Origin of the sequence: Leisingera sp. S132 (assembly GCF_025144465.1) — a bacterium.
GTDB lineage: Bacteria > Pseudomonadota > Alphaproteobacteria > Rhodobacterales > Rhodobacteraceae > Leisingera.
In genome coordinates this window covers 1-16,430 of sequence record NZ_CP083559.1, presented here as the reverse complement: position 1 = coordinate 16,430, position 16,430 = coordinate 1, and the positions used below count along the sequence as shown (strand labels likewise).

The window sequence follows — 16,430 nt, the reverse complement described above, 5'->3', positions numbered from 1 at the left end:
TTGAATCAGGCGGTGCCGGGCGTGGCTTGAAGGCGCGGTGTGCCATGCGCCAGAAGGCAGAGAACCCAGAGCGGCAATACCGTCATGAAGATTTGCTGCGGCAATCCCATCGATATCCCGCCGCCCGCTATCAGAAGCGGCAGCATCACCCCCATGACCGTGTTCCAAGGGCTGGATTTGTCGCGGTAATGCGCATCAAAAACCGCCAGCAGGAAGCCGGACAGAATGGCCCCCAGAATGATGCCGAGCGATCCGAAATTGATGTACCAGGCCCCGGGCAAGGCCGGGGGCCAGCCATTGATGGTGTGGGGTTCATAAACCTGCCGCAGCCACCCGCCGATATGGAAGGTCTCTTTGGAAGGGAAAAGGGCTCTGGGCACCCAGCTCAGCAATCCGTTCAGAAAATCCGCGCCGTGGCGGAAATCAAACAGGCTGCCGGCATCCCGGATTGCCAGCAGCATTGCGTCGAATTCCTGGAAATGCAGCGATAGGGAGATCTCCTGCCAGAACGGCATGCCGCCCGACAGGTCGCGGCCGACATTTTCGCTGAACAGAGCGGTTCTCAGCATTCTGAGCCCTTGCAGGGCAGCAACCGAGCAGAGGCCGAGTACGGCTGCCCGCACTGGCGAAAGGCGCCGGACGTGATAGTGCCAGGAAAAGGCCAGCCCGATCAGAATGAGCGCGATGTTGTACCTGTTGCCCCACAGGAAGTTGGTGGCCAGGCCAAGCAGCAGCGCCGCCGCTGAAAGCCAGAACAGCCCGCCCGGTCTGCGGCCCGGTCTGCGGCCCGGTCTGCGGCCCTGTGCACGGCCCTGTGCACGGCCGGTGCCGCGCGGGCGGGCAAAGGAAATCAGCGCGATCATGACCAGCAGCAGGCCAAGTGTTCCGATATGGCGGAGCATGTAGGCCCCGGCGAAATCCTTGGACACCTTCACCGCAAACTGAAAGGCGGCAAAACCGCCGGACACCGCCACCAGGTAAAAGGTGATCCCGGCAGAAACAGCGATCAGCGCGCCGCCCCAGAACAGCAGCACGCCAGGCCGCAAGGCGCGGCTGCCTCTGGGAAACAGCCCTTTTCCGGGCACCCCTGCGGAGGTCCAGAAGGCGAAGGACAGCGTCAGCACCAGGATCCAGATGCAGGAGACCGCGGATCCCAGGGCAAATGTGCCAGGCTCTTGCCCGGCAAACCAGGCAGATGGAATCGGGCTGCTGAGGCCAAACAGCACGATGGGCGGGCGCGCAATCATCGAGACGAAGACCGCGATGACCGTTGCGAACAGCGCCCCGCTCCGCAGCCGCACGGTCAGGCCTGCCATCGCAAGCCATGCAGCAAAGCTCATCATCCAGGCGGCCCAAGCCAAGATGTAATCGCTGCCCATAGTGCTTCTCCTCAAAGCTGTCCGGAACGCTGTGATGCTGTTGCCGCCCGGGGCCGGTTCAGTCCCGCCGTTGCGGCCCCAACCGAGTGTTAGAGCATATCCGGCTTGATCTCATCCTGTTTCTGGCCGGGCTGGAAGGCGCGGAAACTCCGGCATTCAGGCCGCGCCGGGTGTGCCGAACGGTTCCCTGCGCAGCGCCAGCCACAGCAGGCCGGAGTGCATCAGGAAACTGGCGGACATGCCGGCCGCGATGCCGGTGAGCCCGCCGGCCCAGCCGCCGGCCGCGCACAGCAGGGCCATCAGGCACAGCATCGCGGCCCGCACTTGCAGGTTGCGGCCAAAACGCCGCGCGGCCAGCAGCGCGCCCTGCAGGACCAGAACACTGGCCCGCAGGCCGGCGCCGAACACGGCAATCGTCAGCACCAGGCCCAGCCCGGCAAAGTCCGGCCCGAAAACCGCCGTCAGAATCCAGTCCCCCCAAAGGGCGGCCGCTGCGGTGGCGGCCAGCGCCATCATCCAGACCGCCGCCAGGAGCTTGTGCAAAGTCCGGAAGAACCCGGTCCGGTTGCCCTCCTGTGCCTGGCGCGCAAAGGTTGCGGTCAGGGAGTGGCTGGCGGCCATCGCCACGGTGGTCATCGCCTGCATGGCATAGAGCACCACGGTCAGCTGGCCCAGGGCGGCGATCCCGATCAGCCGTTCGGCCGCATAGCGCGGCATGTTGCCCTGCAGGGCCGACAGCAGCCCGTTCATCCCCAGCGGCAGGGAGCGGCGGAACAGGTCCAGCATGCGCGCGCGCCGGGGCGGTCCCCAGTCTCCCAGCCGCTGCGCGGTGCGGATGGCCGCGGGCAGGTCGAAACACAAAAGCATCCCGGCCCAGACCAGGCAGAGCGACAGAAAGCCGGCGGCGGCGTTCCGCGTCAGGGCCATGACCGCACCAAACAGTACCATGCTGAGCGTGCCGCGCAGGATCTGCGACCGGGCAACGCGCGTCATCCGGTGCTCCTTCTGGAACATGCCGTAGCAAAGCTCGCTGAAGGTTTCCGCCAGTTTGGCAAGCCCGAACAGCAGCAGGACCGGGCGGGCTGCCGGGTCGAACACCGTCAGTGCCAGCCCGGCCAGGACCAGATAGGCCAGCGCCATCGTGCCCGCGAGCAGCAGAAGGAATTCACTGAAGCGGTAGCGCTGCGCGGAATCCGAGGCCAGATTGACCCGCAGATCCAGCCGCATCAGCCAGTAGACCGGAATGATGATGGCGCTGGCGAGGCCAAAGTAGCCAACGGTTTCAACGCTTGAAAAACGCGCCAGCGCGACCAGGAGCACGAATTGAGTGGCCACGTAGGCGGCCTGGCCGAGCAGGCCCCAGCTCACCAGGCTGCGGCTTCTGCCTGCGCCGCCGGAGGCCTGCGTCATGCCGCTGCCTGCGGCCCGAAAGCCGCATTCCACACTGCGAGATCGGGGGCGCAGAGCGCCTCGATCTGCGCCCGCAGCTCCGGGCTGTCCAGCTCGCTCTTGCGGCGGGCCTGCGGTTTGCCCTTGTTTTCGTGGCCGATGCGTATGCGCACGCCCAGTTCCCGCCTGAGATCCTGCTCGAAGAGATCCAGCCGGTCCAGGCGGCCGATCACCTGGAAGTGCGCCAGGTTGGCGATGGCGGCGGCCACCGCGTCATCGGAATACGGCGGGATCTCCTTGGGCAGGCCGCAGAAATATTCCGCGTAGGTGGCGCCGATGCGGCGGGCGCGCTCGGTTTTGAGAAAGGCCGGGAAGTCCTCTTCGATCCGTGCGTGGGCTTCCGGCTTGCCGTGGCTCCAGTGGTAATGCGACACGAAACGCTCCACCGGGTCCCTGAGAATGGTGACGAACTTGTAGCTGCCGCCGAACCGGGCGCGGGCATGTTCGGAAAACCGCACATGCAGCGAGATTCCCCTGACCCCTTCGTACAGATGGTAGAGCAGCATCTGCTCGCGCAGGTCCAGCACGTCGATCAGCATCTGCTCCCGGTCGCTGCGGCCGGTGAAGGCTTCAAAGGCGCGGTAGCTCGATTCCGGTGTGACCGTGGCCTGGCTGAGGATGTAGCGCTTGCGCAGGGCGCGCCCTACGGATGTCCCGCCGCATTTCGGCACGTGGTGAAACACAAACTTCTGCGGCAGCAGGCGCTGGCTGGCGATCGCCCGCAGCGCCTTTGCCTGATCAACAATGCCCATGGCGTTTCCATTCCTGCATATCCGTTCACACCGGCCAGCTGCGCAGGTCCAGGCCGAACCGGCCGGCCAGGCGGCGGTTGCTGCCGGCAAATTCCTGCCCCAGGCTGGCGATAAGCTGCTTGTCGCCGTCTTGCGGCCCGCGCCGCTTCTGCGTGTTCAGCCGGCGGTAGATGCCGCGGGCCAGCTCATAGGCGCGGCCCTTGGGAAGATGGCTGCGGAGTTTCACATTCAGCGACTGCAGAGCCCTGTTCCTGGGGGTGTAGGTCTCGTTCTCGCGCGGAAACCCGTAGTCCTCGTAAAAACCCGGGTCGAGGCCAAGCCACTCCGCCACACGCCGGGTCAGCCCGCGCTGGTCGCTCTTCAGCTCGTCGAAGGTGGCCACCATCATCCGGTCCTCTCCGAGGCGCGCCTGCCATGGCTCGAGAAAGTCTATGTAACGGGCATGCGCGAAGGCGTTGCGGGCCAGTTCGTTGCCCTTGAAGCCATGGCTGCCCTGCCGCGCGGCCTCCAGGAACTCCGCAAACCCCATATCTGCCGGCACCCAGTCCCAATTGTCACGGAAATAGCTGTACAGCGAATGGATCTGCGCCCCGGGCTCGCGCAGGATGAACAGGCATTTGGGCCGGCTCGGCAAGTCGGGCGCCACCTGCAGCGCGGTCTGGTAGTAGATATAGGCGGGGGTCGATTCCACGATGATTTTCGGGCGGCTGCCGGGGGGCACCGGGAACTGTGCCTGCCAGGTTTCAAGCCCCTGGGACACGTGAAAACCGGGCCGGTGCATATGCGTGCCCGGATCCACCAGGAAATAGGTTTCCTTGTCGGTTGAGCCGAAGGCATCGGGGTGGTCGGCAATCCAGCGCTGCAAGGAGGACGTCCCGGCCTTGGGGGCGCCTGCAATCAGGAAGTTGGGCAGCCATGTCAGATCAGCCATCATACCGCCTTCAGCATGCCGTTGTAGAGACCAATCAGGTCCCGGGTGAAGCGTTCCATGGAAAAGCGCGTCTTGTAGGTCTCCAGGCAGGCCGTGCGCATGGCCCGCAGGTCTTCTTTCCTGAGAGAGAGAAGGCAATTGCACAAGGCTGTTTCCTCCAGCGCGAAGATATGTCCGGTCTCGTTCTCGCGGACCAGATCAGGAAGCGCGCCTCTGCTGCTGCAGATCACGGGGGTGCCGTTGCGCATTGCTTCTGCAACGACGAGCCCGAACCCCTCCCATCTGGATGGCACCACAAGCACGTCGGCAGAGCGGTACCAGCTGTCAAGCGCGCTGCTGTCCACCCATCCTGCAAAATTGACCTGTCCGGGGGCCGCAACGCCGCTCCCGTCAGCCCGCACGGCTTCCCCCACCACATGCAGGCGCAGATCAGGGCGCTGCCTGGCGGCTTTCTCAAACGCCGGGAACAGGATGTCGCATCCTTTCTGCCGGTCCAGGCGGCCGACAAACAGAACGTTCAGCGCATCCGGGGTTGCGGCAAAAAGCGTCGAAGCCGCGTCTTGCGCCGGGGCCGGCACCGCGTTTTCCAGCAGCTGATGGCGGCCGCGGTAGCCCTGCGTCCTGGCAAGCTCCAAGTCATGCCGGGAAATGCTGATGGAAACGTCAGCGAGGCCCGCCAGAAACCCCTCGGCTGCAGCGGTGAGCCTGGCCTTGACGCTGCCAGTCTCGTAGCGGCTGAAGGCCCAGCCATGCGGGCAATAGAGAACAGGCAGGTCCAGCCCGCGCAGCCGCAGCAGGGCAAGCGCGATCAGGGCAAAGCTGGAATGCAGGAAGAGAATGTCCGGTTTTTCCTGCTGAATGCAGCGGCGGATGTGTTTGGCCTGCTGCCAGCATCCCCGCAGGCCGCGCTTCTTCTGCGGATAGGTCCGGATCCGCGGATCATTTGGCAGCAGATGGCGCCGGTGATTGGACGGGATCAGAAAGATCTGCTCAGCCTCCTGCTCCGGCATTCCGGAGAGAATGCGCAGGTAGCTGCCAACTCCGCCTTGGATGGTTTCGGAGCTGTGGAGTATCTTCAGCGGCTTGGGCAAATCTTTTGGGGCCTTCTGCGGAATGGGGTGAGTACTCTGCGCATGAATGAGCGGGGTCATGAAAATGAGGCGGCAACCGGCAGGAGCGGCGCTGCCTTTCGCCTTGCGAAGCCCTTCCCGCAGAAACGCGGTTGCAAACGGGATCCGGCGCCTCCGCACGAGAGGACGGGAGTAATCAGCATGAAAAAATACTCGATCAAAGTGCGCTTGCCTCCGGTCCTAGTAAATGCCTGCCGCACTGACAAGCCTCAGGAGGGAAACCGCGGCAATAAATTCACCATGCGGTTTATGGCCGGGACCCTGGCGGACGGCTTCTGGCAGGCGGGCGGGGAAGGCGTGTCCGGAAGGGAGCAAGCGATACAGGCCAGAGCGTTGCCTGGCAGGCTTCAAACCGGCCGGGCCACACCCGGTGCTCTGCACACAGGGCTGCCGTTTGACCTATGGCGGGGGGGAGAAGGCAGGCAGGTGTCTGATGCAGGCCCTTGAACGGCTCATCAGCGCTGCCGCGTCTCATCCCTGGCCGCGGGCATAGACATCCTCATAACGAATGATGTCATCTTCTCCGACATAGGCCCCGGTCTGCACCTCGATCAGGACCATCGGCACCTTGCCCGGGTTCTCCATCCGGTGGACCGAGCCCAGCGGCACGTAGACGCTTTCGTTCTCGGTCACGAGCTTCACCTCGCCGTCCACCGTCACCTTGGCGGTGCCCTCGACAACGATCCAGTGCTCGGAACGGTGCACATGGCTCTGCAGGCTCAGCGCCGCGCCGGGGTGCACCAGGATTCGCTTGACCTGGAACCGGTCGCCCACCACCAGGCTTTCGAACCAGCCCCAGGGGCGGTGGTCCTTGGGGAACTGGGTGGCCTGGACCGCGCCCTTTTTCTTCAGCGCGGCAACCGCCTTCTTCACATCCTGGGCGCGGGATTTGTCGGCCACCAGCACCGCGTCATTCATCGCCACTGCCATGATGCCGTCCAGTCCGATGCCGACCACCTCCAGCTGCTCGCTGTCGGAGCGCAGGAGCGTGTCCTGGCAGTCAATTGCCGTGGCGCCGCCGCTGGTGACAACGCCGTCCGCATCCGGCCCGCTTTCGCGCCAGACCGCATCCCAGCCGCCAAGGTCGGACCAGGCCGCATCAAAGGGCACAACCGAGAGGTTTTCCGCCTTTTCCATCACCGCATAGTCGATGGAAATGTCTTCGGCGCGGCTCCAGGGCTTTGGTGCGAGGCGCAGGAAGCCGAGGTCCGGCCGCGCCTCATCCAGCGCCGCCTGCACCGGGGCCATCAATGCCGGCGCATGGGCTGCAAAGGCGGCGATGATATCCGCGGCGCGGAACAGGAAGATGCCTGCGTTCCACTTGAAATTGCCGGCCGCCAGCATGTCGGCGGCGCGGGCCGCATCCGGCTTTTCCACGAACTGCTTGAGCGGCACCGGCGCGCCGCCGCTGTCCGCCGCGGCGGCAAGCTCGAGATAGCCATAGGCGGTTTCTGCATGGCTGGGGGTGATGCCGAAGGTCACCAGCTGGCCCTGGGCCACCGCCTCAAGGCCGCGGGACACCGCTGCGTGGAACGCCGCGGTGTCCGGCACCACGTGATCCGACGGGGCCACCAGGAGAACCGCCTCTTCAGTTTCGGAATGGGCGCGCAGGGCGGCTGCCAGCACTGCCGGCCCGGTGTTGCGCCCGTCCGGTTCAATCAGGATGGCGCCGGGGTCGATGCCGGCTGTCTGCAGCTGTTCCGTCACGATGAAACGGAAATCGGAATTGGTCAGAACCATGGGGGCGGCAAAGCGGAAGCTGCCGGTTTCACCGGACAGGCGGCGCGCTGAGGCCTGAAACAGGGTCTCCTCGCCCATGATCGGGACAAACTGCTTGGGGTAGCTCTTGCGCGACAAGGGCCACAGGCGGGTTCCGGAGCCTCCGCACAGGAGGACGGGGGTAATCAGCATGATTTACACTCGATCAATGGTTGGTCGCGCTCCGGCTTTAGGTAATGGCCTTCATGGCGGTAAGTCAAAGAGCAGTATTGCAACAAAACTTCATCATGGGGTTAAAGGACGTGCTGAAGTGATATGCTGCCCGATGCGCCTTTGGCCGCAGCCGGGATTCCCGCCGCTTCCTCCGGCCGGCCGGGCCCCGGTGCCCGGCGGTGTTACCGGCCCGTCATCGACCTGCGCCAGAACCTCAACGCGGTTCAACTCGCGCTCGCTCATCATCACCCATCCCATGTCCGCTCGTCCTCGCTGCCTTATGCGAAGAGAGTGACACTTCTGCTTTGCCGATGGGTGGCATTACTGCTTTGCGCTTACGAAGAAAAATCCTGTAATGATGATTATGTAAAGGTCTTAAACGCATTGCAAGCTGGTCTGGATCCGCCGGATCCGGGTGGTGCCCTGACCATAGAGCGGAATGCAAAAAACGGGCCTGCAAGGGCCCGTTTTCCTGAAGTCCTGCCTGCGCCCCGCCGGGGCGCCCGGGGGCATCACTCGGTGGTGGTGGTGGTGCCGGAGGTGTCGTCGTCATTGGCAACCACGCCGACCACAACGGCAGCGGCCACGATGCCGGCCACGGCACCTGCGCTCAGGCCGCCCAGGGCAAAGCCGCTCTGGGCCGCGGCGCCTGCACCTGCGCCGCCGGCGCCTGCGCCGGCACCCGGTGCAGCCGGTGCAGCCGACTGCTGCTGCGCCGAAACGGCGGTGGCGGAGGCCAGTGCGGCCAGGGTCAGGGCAGTCAGAAGATTCTTCATGTCAAACTCCTTTGGAGAACTGTGAAAGACGTGTTGAGGCGACCTTAGGGGAGGCTGGTTTTCATTTCAACGCATGGAATAGCTGCAAAACAGTTGAAATCCGGTTTGCAGGACCGATTTTTTCCGTTCGTTGCGGCAAAGCCGCGAGGGCCGGGCGGCAGGCGCGGGCCGGAAATCCGCGCCGCCTCAGCGCTGCAGATGGCGGATCCGCACATAGCCGGTCTCTGCGCCGGCCCATTGCCGCGACTGCCAGACCAGGGTGCGCCCCGGGCGCGAATCAACCCAGTAATCGTTGACCACCACCCCGCCGGCGCCTTCGCAGTATTCCTGCAGGTGGCGGACGGGGCGGGTGATTTCGACAATTTCCACCGTCTCCGGGCCCAGATCCTGCAGCCTGCAGGCCATGGCCACCACCCTCTGGCCATTGCCATCGGCGCGCAAGCTGTAGCGCCGGGCGCCGCCGCGGGCCGGGCCGCCAACGCCCTCTGCAGCCGGCACCTCTGCCGACAGCAGGCCGCCGCCAAGGCCGCGGGTGGCAATTACCATGCCCTGCCGGAAGGCAAGCGAGACATTGTCCTGGGTGCGCCAGACCTCGATGGTGCCGGGATGGCTGTCGCGGCGCTCCAGAACGCGGACCAGATAGGCCTTGGCATCGCGGTTCTCGATGGTGACCTCGATGTAGTTCTGCGGCTGCTGGTCCAGGAGCGCCCGGGTCAGCGGTGCGGCGGGCGGTGCCGGCTTGCGGCGGCGGCTGATCTGCTCCCCCACCGCCTGCAGCACTTCCAGTTCGCCCGGTTTCTCCTCGGGGCCGCGGGCGCAGGACGCCAGCAGCAGCAGGGCCGCGGCCAGAGCGGCGGTCAATCGGATCAGCGTCATTCCCAGAACCTCGCGCGCTGTTCTTCCAGGCTGCGGCGGTGGGCCGCGCGCACCGGGGCATAGAGCCGGTCCGGCACCACCACCTTCTGGCCGCCGTCGCGCTGGGTCGGGCGGATGGTCAGGCCGAAGCCGGAACGCGACGGCTTGCCCAGGAGCCAGTCCACCGGAATGCGGAAGCGGAAACCCTTGTCAAAGGAGCCTTCGCCGAAATCCTCGGCGGAAACATTGGTGAGGGTGAAGAAGGCGCCGACCAGAAAGCCGTTGTCGAACTCCCGGTTCAGGCTGAAGGTGCCGCCGTAATCGCCGGCCAGGTAGCGGCCCGCATCAACCTGCAGCTGGTAGCCGCGGTCCAGCTCGTAATAGGCCGAGGCATGGCCGGTCAGCACCCGGTAGTCGCGGAAGGAGAACCGCTGGTCGAAATCGCGCTGCACCACATAGTTCAGGTCCATGCCGAGGCCGAGGCGGCTGTTCACCGGCTTCCACAGAACCTCGCCCGAGACGCCGCCGTACATGCTCTCGAACAGGCCGGCGCTGGCTCGGGCATAGAGATTGCGGCCCGGTTTCCACAGGCGGCTGACATAGAGGTTTTCCAGGGTGGTGCCGAACTGGGCATATTCCACCTGATCGGTGCGCACATGCGGCAGCACCGAGTTGGAGGCGCGGCCGTTCTTCACATTGCCGGCCAGCCGCTGGCGGATGGTGCCGGCGATGCGCCAGCCGGGCGCGGGTGCGTAAGACGCGGCGAAATCCAGTCCCGCATCGATCCGGAACGGCTGCTCCGGGTCGAAATAGGCCGGTTTGGTATAGGGGCTGACCGAGGTGGCGAAAGCCGGGTACAGCTCGCCTGAGAACAGCGCATCCGGCGGCAGCGGCCCGGCCTCGCTGACCCCGGTTGCGGCAAACAGCGCGTCCGGGGCGTCGGGGCTGAACTCCAGCGCCTCCAGGTCGGAGCGGCGGATCTCGACCGCCGCAAGGCCGGTGCCGCGGTGCACCGGCACCAGGCGGAAGGTCTCCACCGAGGGCGGCAGTGCCTGCGCCAGGGCGCGGGCGGCACGGCCGGCCGCCTGCCCTGCCGACCGGTAGCGCGGGTTGCGGTAGCGCAGCTCGGCCCGGGTGCCCTCAAGGGTGATCGCCTCCAGCACCAGCCCGTCCGCCTTCAGCGCCTCTGCCGCCAGATCGCGGATCTGCCGCTGCCTGGCCTCGCTGGCGGCCCAGTCCCGGCTCCAATGCGCCTGCTCTGTGGCCCAGTGGCTGCGCGGCACAACCGGATGCGGTGCGGGCACCGCCATCGGGGTCGGCGGGTGCTTGGGGTTGAGCTGGATCTGGGCGGTGAGGCCGAATTCCGAGCCGTAGAGGTAATAGGCGCCCAGGCGCAGCCGCTCCGAGCGCTGGTATTCGACCCCGAAGTTCGCGGCCGACTTGTGCTCGAACACATCTGAATCGCGGGTTTCGGTCACATAGGCATCGGTGGAATATTCCGCCTTGAAGCTCCAGCGCTCGTCCGGCTGCCATTCAAAGCCCGCAAAGGGGGACACCGTGCCGCGGAACCACTGGTCGGTGGCCAGTTCGCCGCCGGTGTCGCCGCCCACGAAACTGGGGCGGGCGCCGCCGGTGGTGGCGATGCCGCCGTTGCTGCCGAGCCGCCCCCAGCCGAAGCCGCCGGTGAGCTTCAGCCGCCCCGGCCCCCGGCCCCAGCCCAAGGCGGCGGCTTCGAACCGTTTGGTGGCGACGAGATACTCTGCCGCATAAACCCCGGTGCCGGCGAAATCCTGCAGGCCGAGGGTGACCTCGGGCAGCCAGCCCCGCTCGCGCCAGAGCCGGGCGCGCACATCGAAGCCGCGGTCGTAATAGGTGCTGAAGCCGAACAGGTTCAGGTCCTGGATGCCGTTGTAGCGGAAGCTGGCCGACAGCCAGGGCAGCGCCTGGAAGGTCATGTTGTAGCGGGAAATGCCGGCAAACCAGGAATAGGTGACCGCATACTGGCCGTCCGGCAGCATCTCGGCGCTTGGCAGGTCGATGAGGCCGGGGGAGCCGTAGAAGTTGAGGCTGGGGGGCGGCAGCGGTTTCAGCCGCGGCGCCGCGGCCGCGGATCCCGGCCCGGTTTCCGGGGCCGCCTGCGGCGGCTGTGCCGGGCCAGGGGCAGCGGCCAGGCACAGCAGCATTGCCGGAACGGTCCTGCGCATGAGGGTCTTGATCGGGGTCACGGGGAAACCTGCCTTCTCGGAACTGCCTGCTGCCGGGTGCCGCGGCCCCGGGCGTGTTATTTGCTGCCCCGCTTAGAGCATGGATGGCCGGGCCGGATCAATTGCCGCGCTGCCGGGGGGTGCGCTTTTGCCGGCGGTGCAGCCCTCAGGCCGCAGTTCCGCCCTCCCTGCCCTGCCCTCCGGTTTCCTTGTGCCTCCGGCCCTGCGCCGGTCAGCCGAACCAGTAGCAGCTGGTGCCGGCCACAAAGCCGTCGAGGCCTGCGGAGCGGGCGTAATGGCAGAGATCGCTGGTCTTGTTGATGAAACCCGCATCCGGAAAATTCAGCGAGGTATTGCACAGCACGCCGGTCCCCGACTGCGCCTTGAAGGCGGTCAGCAGATCATGGAACGCCGGGTTTTGCGTCCGGCTGACGGTCTGCAGCCGGGCCGAGCCGTCAGCATGGGTGACCGCCTGCAGCTGCGGATCGGTGACCTGATGGAAATCCAGCATATGCGGGGCCGGCAGCGGGCCGCTGAAATGCCGCGCGGCGTCCTCTTCCAGGCAGGCCGGCGCCACCGGGCTGTCATCGGCGCGGCCCTTGATCCGGTTCAGCCGCACCCGCATCGAGGCCTCGAAGGGGGCCGCCAGGATCGAGCGGTTGCCAAGCGCGCGCGGTCCGATCTCGCAATTGCCGCGGGCCCAGCCGATAACCTTGCCCTCCAACAGCGCCTGCGCCACGGTCTCCAGCTTCAGCTCTTCGGTCCGGGCGCCGTTCAGCGCCCCGTTCATTGCCGCCCGGTCGTCGAGGAAGGGCTGGCCGCAATAGACGCTCCAGTCCAGCTTGGCGCGGCCGGTGAAATGGCGCATCGCATCTGCGGCGGTGCCGATGGCGCAGCCGGAATCCCCGGTGCAGGGCGGCACGAAGACATCCTGGAACAGGCCGCATTCGCGCCAGCGGCTGTTCCAGCCGCAGTTGAGCCCGCAGCCGCCGGAAATCAGCAGCGGATAGCCTTTGGTCAGGGTCCGGGCGGCAAAATCATGAAACCGCAGGAACAGCGCATCCTGCAGTTTCACCGCCAGATCGCGCAGCGCCTGGCTTTGGGTGCCGGCATTGCAGAGCGGCGAGGCGGCCAGCCGCACCTTGTCCAGCGCCTGTTCCAGCGGCGCCTCCAGCAGATGGGTGATCAGCGCCTGTTCCTGCGTATCCGCCGCACCGTTGCGGCCCAGGGCGGCGGCGGCCATCAGCCGCCCGGGATCCTGCCGCCGCTGCTGTCCGGGCGGCAGCTGAAAGGCGGGATCCGCCAGCCCGTAGAGAGCCGCGAAGCGGGCGCCGGGCGCCTCCATCACCCGGCCCAGGCGGCGGATCTCCAGATCCGCGGTGATCTCGTAGAAATCCCCCAGCGCCCCCTCCCAGACCAGCACATAGCAGGGCTGCCCCTGGGGGAAGGGCGACAGCGCATAGGCGCTCCAGATATGGGCGCGCTCATGGGTGGAGGAATAATAGTCCAGCGTCTTGCCGAAGAAGGTCTTCTTGCCGATCCGCTCGGAACCCGGCCCGGTGCCGAAATAGCCGGCCCCGGAGGCGGTGGCATGGGTGCTGCCGGTGCCGGACCATCCGCTGAGCGCCAGCACATCGGGCAGTTCCCGGAACCAGAGGCCCGCGTCGATGAAGGTGTCCGGGGTGACCGGCGCGGCGCGCGGGTGGCTGTCTTTTTCCGCCTCATAGGAAAACAGCAGCTGGCCGCGGGCGGCATCCGCCCCGGCAACGGTGCCGTCATGTCCGGATTTGAATGACAGGATCTTCATGGCCGGTTTCCCTTTCCCTGCCGGGCGGCGGTTTCTGTTCCGGCACCGGCTGCACGGGCAATGATCTGCGCCGCCAGTTCCGCGCCGGCGGCGCTGAAATGCGCATCGGGCGCATAAAGCGCCCGGGGATCGGGGCTGGCTTCAAACCCCTCGGTGAGATCGATCATCCGCAGCCCGGCCCGGGCCGCCGACTGCGCCACGATCCGGCGCAGCGGATCATGCACGGACTCGCTGCGGAACAGCCCGTGGAAGCGGTTGACCTCCGGAATGAACACCACCACCAGCTCGCCGTCCCACTGCGCGGTGATGCCGGCCGCCCGCTGCAGCACCGCATCATAGAGCGGCATCGGCTGCGCCGCCTGCGGGTAATGCAGGCCCAGCACCGCGGCCGTTTTCTGCAGCGCCAGGAAGTTGCGCAGGAACTTCCGGCGGCTGGCGTATTCCAGCAGAGGCGGGCGGCTTTGCTGCCACCAGCCCCGGATCACCGCTTCCGCTTCGGCCTGCCGCTCCGGGCTGCCCGCCGGGCCGAAGCGGGCGTCTTCCTGCAGGGCTTCGGCCAGCCAGGGCAAGGCGGCTTCGCGCTCCAGGTTGGTCCAGTCGTTGCCGGAAAAGAAGGCCATCACGGTGAGCCGCGGCTTCAGCAGCGGCCCGTAGCGGCCCAGCACCGCCAGCTCGTAGAGCGGGCCGGCGCCGCGGGTGCCGGAATTGACCAGGCCGGGAAAGCGCTGCCGCAGGCGGCTGGCCAGATCCTCGCCGTCGGGCAGGCACATGCCTTCGGCAAAGGAATCGCCCAGCAGCAGCATTCCGGCGGGCTGGCCCGGTGCGCTGCCGGGGTCCGGGTTGCGGAACCCGAAGCGGCCGGAGCGGTAGGTGACCGGCCCGGCGGCCCGGCTGCACAGGTACACCGGCGCGCCGGGGCGGCCTTCCAGCACCGCCATCTCCAGCCGGGCGGTGCCGAGCTTTTCGTTCAATGCCTTGAAGGTATAGGCCGGCGGCAGGCTGCGCTGATAGGGCGCGGTATCCGCGGTTCTGCTGTCCAGCCCCAGCATTCCGGCCTGGGCGGGCAGGTGAAGCAAGGTCAGCCAGGCCTCGAACAGGAACAGCGCCGCCAGCACCGAAACCGTGGCAAGCCCGGTCATCAGCCGGGCGGCGGACGGCAGCCGGAAGGCGGCGGCGGCGAGGACGAGCGCCAGCGCGCCGGGCACAGCCACATAGCGCAGGAAGCGGGGCAGCCCGGCCGTGAAATGCTCCGGGTGCAGCAGCGCATAAGCCGCAATGGCCAGGAAATAAACCGCCGGGATCAGGCACAGCAGCCGTCCGGCGCCCCCCTGCCCTGCGGATATCTGTGCCATGCTGCGTCTCCTTGCTTGCCGGGCCGGTCAGTCCAGTTCGTATTTGGTTTCGTAATTCTCCCGCAGGCCCGGATCCTGGTCCTCCTTGCGCAGCAGGCAGTTGCCCGCGGCCAGCAGATCCATTTCGGTGCCCATGAAGCAGTGGAAGGCGTCTTCGGGGGTGCAGACGATCGGCTCGCCGCGCACGTTGAAGGAGGTGTTGACCACCAGCGGGCAGCCGGTGAGCGCCTTGAAACGGGAAATCAGCGCATGATAGTCCGGGTTGGTCTCCGCATGCACCGTCTGCACCCGGGCGGAATAGTCCACATGGGTCACCGCCGGGATCTCGGAGCGCGCCACGTTCAGCTTGTCGATGCCGAACAGCGCCTCCTCCTCGGCGCTCATCTGCCGCCGCCGGCCGGGCTGCACCCCGGCCACCAGCAGCATGTAGGGGCTGCTGCCGTCCAGCTCGAACCAGCGGCCTGCGTCCTCGGCCAGGACCGAGGGGGCAAAGGGGCGGAAGCTTTCGCGGTACTTGACCTTGAGGTTCAGGATCTTCTGCATCGAGGGGGAGCGCGGATCGCCCAGGATCGAGCGGCCGCCAAGCGCCCGCGGCCCGAATTCCATCCGCCCCTGGAACCAGCCCACCGCCTTGCCCTCGGCCAGCGCCTGGGCCGTCAGACCGGTCAGCTCGTCCTTGCCGTGGGTGGTGAAGCGGGCGCCGGCGGCGCTGAGCCGGTCCGCCACCTTGCTGTCGGCAAACTGCGGCCCCAGATAGGCGCCGCGCATCGCGTCGCCGCCATTGACCCGGCGCGGCTGCTGCAGTTCCTGGTGCCAGGCGGCATAGGCGGCCCCCAGGGCGCCGCCGGCATCGCCCGCCGCGGGCTGCACCCAGAGGTTCTCAAAAGCGCCGTCGCGCAGGATCCTGCCGTTGGCGACGCAGTTGAGCGCCACCCCGCCGGCCATGCAGAGATTGGGAATGCCGTATTCCTGCGCCAGGCTGCGGGTCATCCGCAGCACGATCTCCTCGGTCACCTTCTGGATCGAGGCGGCCACATCCATGTGAAACTGGGTCAGCGGATCGGTCTCCGGCTTGCGCACCGGCGCGCCGAACAGTTTTTCCAGCGCCGGCCCGGTCATGGTGAGGCCGGAGATGTAGTTGAAATACGCCTGGTTCAGCCGGAACGAGCCGTCCGCTTTGAGGTCGACCAGATGCGTGAGGATCAGTTCATAGAACCGCGGCTCGCCATAGGGCGCCAGCCCCATCAGCTTGTATTCGCCGGAATTGACCTTGAAGCCGGTGTAATAGGTGAAGGCGGAATAGAGCAGCCCCAGCGAATGCGGGAAATGCAGCTCCTTCACCATCTTCAGATCATGGCCGCGGCCGATGGCGACGGTGGTGGTGGCCCATTCGCCGACCCCGTCCAGCGTCAGCACCACCGCCTCCTCGAAGGGCGAGGGGTAAAAGGCGCTGGCGGCGTGGCTCATGTGGTGTTCTGCAAACAGCAGCTTTTCAGCGCTGAAGCCGGCATCGCAGCGGCGCAGCTCCTTGGTCAGCAGATCCTTCAGGAACAGCTTCTCGCGCAGCCAGACCGGCATCGCCATGCGGAAGGAATTGAACCCCTTCGGCGCCACCGCCAGATAGGTTTCCAGCAGCCGCTCGAATTTCAGGAACGGCTTGTCGTAGAACACCGCGTGATCGACCTGGTCCAGGGTGATGCCCGCTTCCTCCAGCACATAGGCTATGGCATGGGCGGGAAAGCCCGGGTCATGCTTGCGGCGGGTGAAGCGCTCCTCCTGGGCGGCGGCAACAATCTCGCCGTCGCGCAGCAGCGCTGCTGCACTGTCATGATAGAGTGCCGAAATTCCCAGCAGATAGGTCAT

The 16,430-nt window shown here is 66.4% G+C and carries 12 protein-coding genes; all 12 read right to left on the bottom strand.

Annotation, left to right across the window (positions count from 1 at the left end):
* Positions 1-5: 5 nt before the first annotated feature.
* The gene (locus K3725_RS22145; protein WP_260019175.1) at positions 6-1,379 is read right to left on the bottom strand and encodes a hypothetical protein; all 1,374 of its coding nucleotides are present in this window, start codon (positions 1,377-1,379) and stop codon (positions 6-8) included.
* 156 nt (positions 1,380-1,535) lie between these two features.
* Positions 1,536-2,789 carry a lipopolysaccharide biosynthesis protein gene (locus K3725_RS22140; protein ID WP_260019174.1) on the bottom strand — a complete coding sequence of 418 codons (1,254 nt, stop codon included), beginning with the start codon at positions 2,787-2,789 and terminating at the stop codon, positions 1,536-1,538.
* The gene (locus tag K3725_RS22135; protein ID WP_260019173.1) at positions 2,786-3,580 is read right to left on the bottom strand and encodes a sulfotransferase family protein; all 795 of its coding nucleotides are present in this window, start codon (positions 3,578-3,580) and stop codon (positions 2,786-2,788) included. The genes K3725_RS22140 and K3725_RS22135 overlap by 4 nt, the downstream gene beginning before the upstream one ends.
* 25 nt (positions 3,581-3,605) lie before the next feature.
* Entirely contained in the window at positions 3,606-4,511 is a 906-nt protein-coding gene (locus K3725_RS22130; RefSeq protein ID WP_260019172.1) for a sulfotransferase domain-containing protein, read from the bottom strand.
* Positions 4,511-5,662 carry a glycosyltransferase family 4 protein gene (locus tag K3725_RS22125; protein WP_409201611.1) on the bottom strand — a complete coding sequence of 384 codons (1,152 nt, stop codon included), beginning with the start codon at positions 5,660-5,662 and terminating at the stop codon, positions 4,511-4,513. The genes K3725_RS22130 and K3725_RS22125 overlap by 1 nt, the downstream gene beginning before the upstream one ends.
* Before the next feature lie 450 nt (positions 5,663-6,112).
* Positions 6,113-7,552 carry a mannose-1-phosphate guanylyltransferase/mannose-6-phosphate isomerase gene (locus K3725_RS22120; RefSeq protein WP_260019170.1) on the bottom strand — a complete coding sequence of 480 codons (1,440 nt, stop codon included), beginning with the start codon at positions 7,550-7,552 and terminating at the stop codon, positions 6,113-6,115.
* Between the two features lie 533 nt (positions 7,553-8,085).
* A complete protein-coding gene (locus K3725_RS22115; RefSeq protein WP_260019169.1) occupies positions 8,086-8,349 on the bottom strand; it encodes a hypothetical protein in 264 nt (87 codons plus the stop codon).
* Between the two features lie 186 nt (positions 8,350-8,535).
* Entirely contained in the window at positions 8,536-9,225 is a 690-nt protein-coding gene (locus K3725_RS22110) for a YjbF family lipoprotein (RefSeq protein ID WP_260019168.1), read from the bottom strand.
* Positions 9,222-11,429 carry a YjbH domain-containing protein gene (locus tag K3725_RS22105; protein WP_260019167.1) on the bottom strand — a complete coding sequence of 736 codons (2,208 nt, stop codon included), beginning with the start codon at positions 11,427-11,429 and terminating at the stop codon, positions 9,222-9,224. The genes K3725_RS22110 and K3725_RS22105 overlap by 4 nt, the downstream gene beginning before the upstream one ends.
* Positions 11,430-11,640: 211 nt before the next feature.
* Entirely contained in the window at positions 11,641-13,215 is a 1,575-nt protein-coding gene (locus K3725_RS22100) for a carbamoyltransferase C-terminal domain-containing protein (RefSeq protein WP_260019166.1), read from the bottom strand.
* Positions 13,212-14,567, bottom strand: coding sequence for an SGNH/GDSL hydrolase family protein (locus K3725_RS22095; RefSeq protein WP_260019165.1), 1,356 nt, complete (start codon positions 14,565-14,567; stop codon positions 13,212-13,214). Before K3725_RS22095 ends, K3725_RS22100 begins: the two co-directional genes overlap by 4 nt.
* Before the next feature lie 27 nt (positions 14,568-14,594).
* Positions 14,595-16,430: a carbamoyltransferase gene (locus K3725_RS22090; protein WP_260019164.1), complete on the bottom strand. Its 1,836-nt coding sequence runs from the start codon at positions 16,428-16,430 to the stop codon at positions 14,595-14,597.

What these genes read in the sequence shown, in the direction of transcription:
- K3725_RS22145 (WP_260019175.1), bottom strand. Translation starts at nt 1,379, where the DNA reads ATGGGCAGCGATTACATCTTGGCTTGGGCCGCCTGGATGATGAGCTTT.
- K3725_RS22140 (WP_260019174.1), bottom strand. Translation starts at nt 2,789, where the DNA reads ATGACGCAGGCCTCCGGCGGCGCAGGCAGAAGCCGCAGCCTGGTGAGC.
- K3725_RS22135 (WP_260019173.1), bottom strand. Translation starts at nt 3,580, where the DNA reads ATGGGCATTGTTGATCAGGCAAAGGCGCTGCGGGCGATCGCCAGCCAG.
- K3725_RS22130 (WP_260019172.1), bottom strand. Translation starts at nt 4,511, where the DNA reads ATGGCTGATCTGACATGGCTGCCCAACTTCCTGATTGCAGGCGCCCCC.
- K3725_RS22125 (WP_409201611.1), bottom strand. Translation starts at nt 5,662, where the DNA reads ATGACCCCGCTCATTCATGCGCAGAGTACTCACCCCATTCCGCAGAAG.
- K3725_RS22120 (WP_260019170.1), bottom strand. Translation starts at nt 7,552, where the DNA reads ATGCTGATTACCCCCGTCCTCCTGTGCGGAGGCTCCGGAACCCGCCTG.
- K3725_RS22115 (WP_260019169.1), bottom strand. Translation starts at nt 8,349, where the DNA reads ATGAAGAATCTTCTGACTGCCCTGACCCTGGCCGCACTGGCCTCCGCC.
- K3725_RS22110 (WP_260019168.1), bottom strand. Translation starts at nt 9,225, where the DNA reads ATGACGCTGATCCGATTGACCGCCGCTCTGGCCGCGGCCCTGCTGCTG.
- K3725_RS22100 (WP_260019166.1), bottom strand. Translation starts at nt 13,215, where the DNA reads ATGAAGATCCTGTCATTCAAATCCGGACATGACGGCACCGTTGCCGGG.
- K3725_RS22095 (WP_260019165.1), bottom strand. Translation starts at nt 14,567, where the DNA reads ATGGCACAGATATCCGCAGGGCAGGGGGGCGCCGGACGGCTGCTGTGC.
- K3725_RS22090 (WP_260019164.1), bottom strand. Translation starts at nt 16,430, where the DNA reads ATGACCTATCTGCTGGGAATTTCGGCACTCTATCATGACAGTGCAGCA.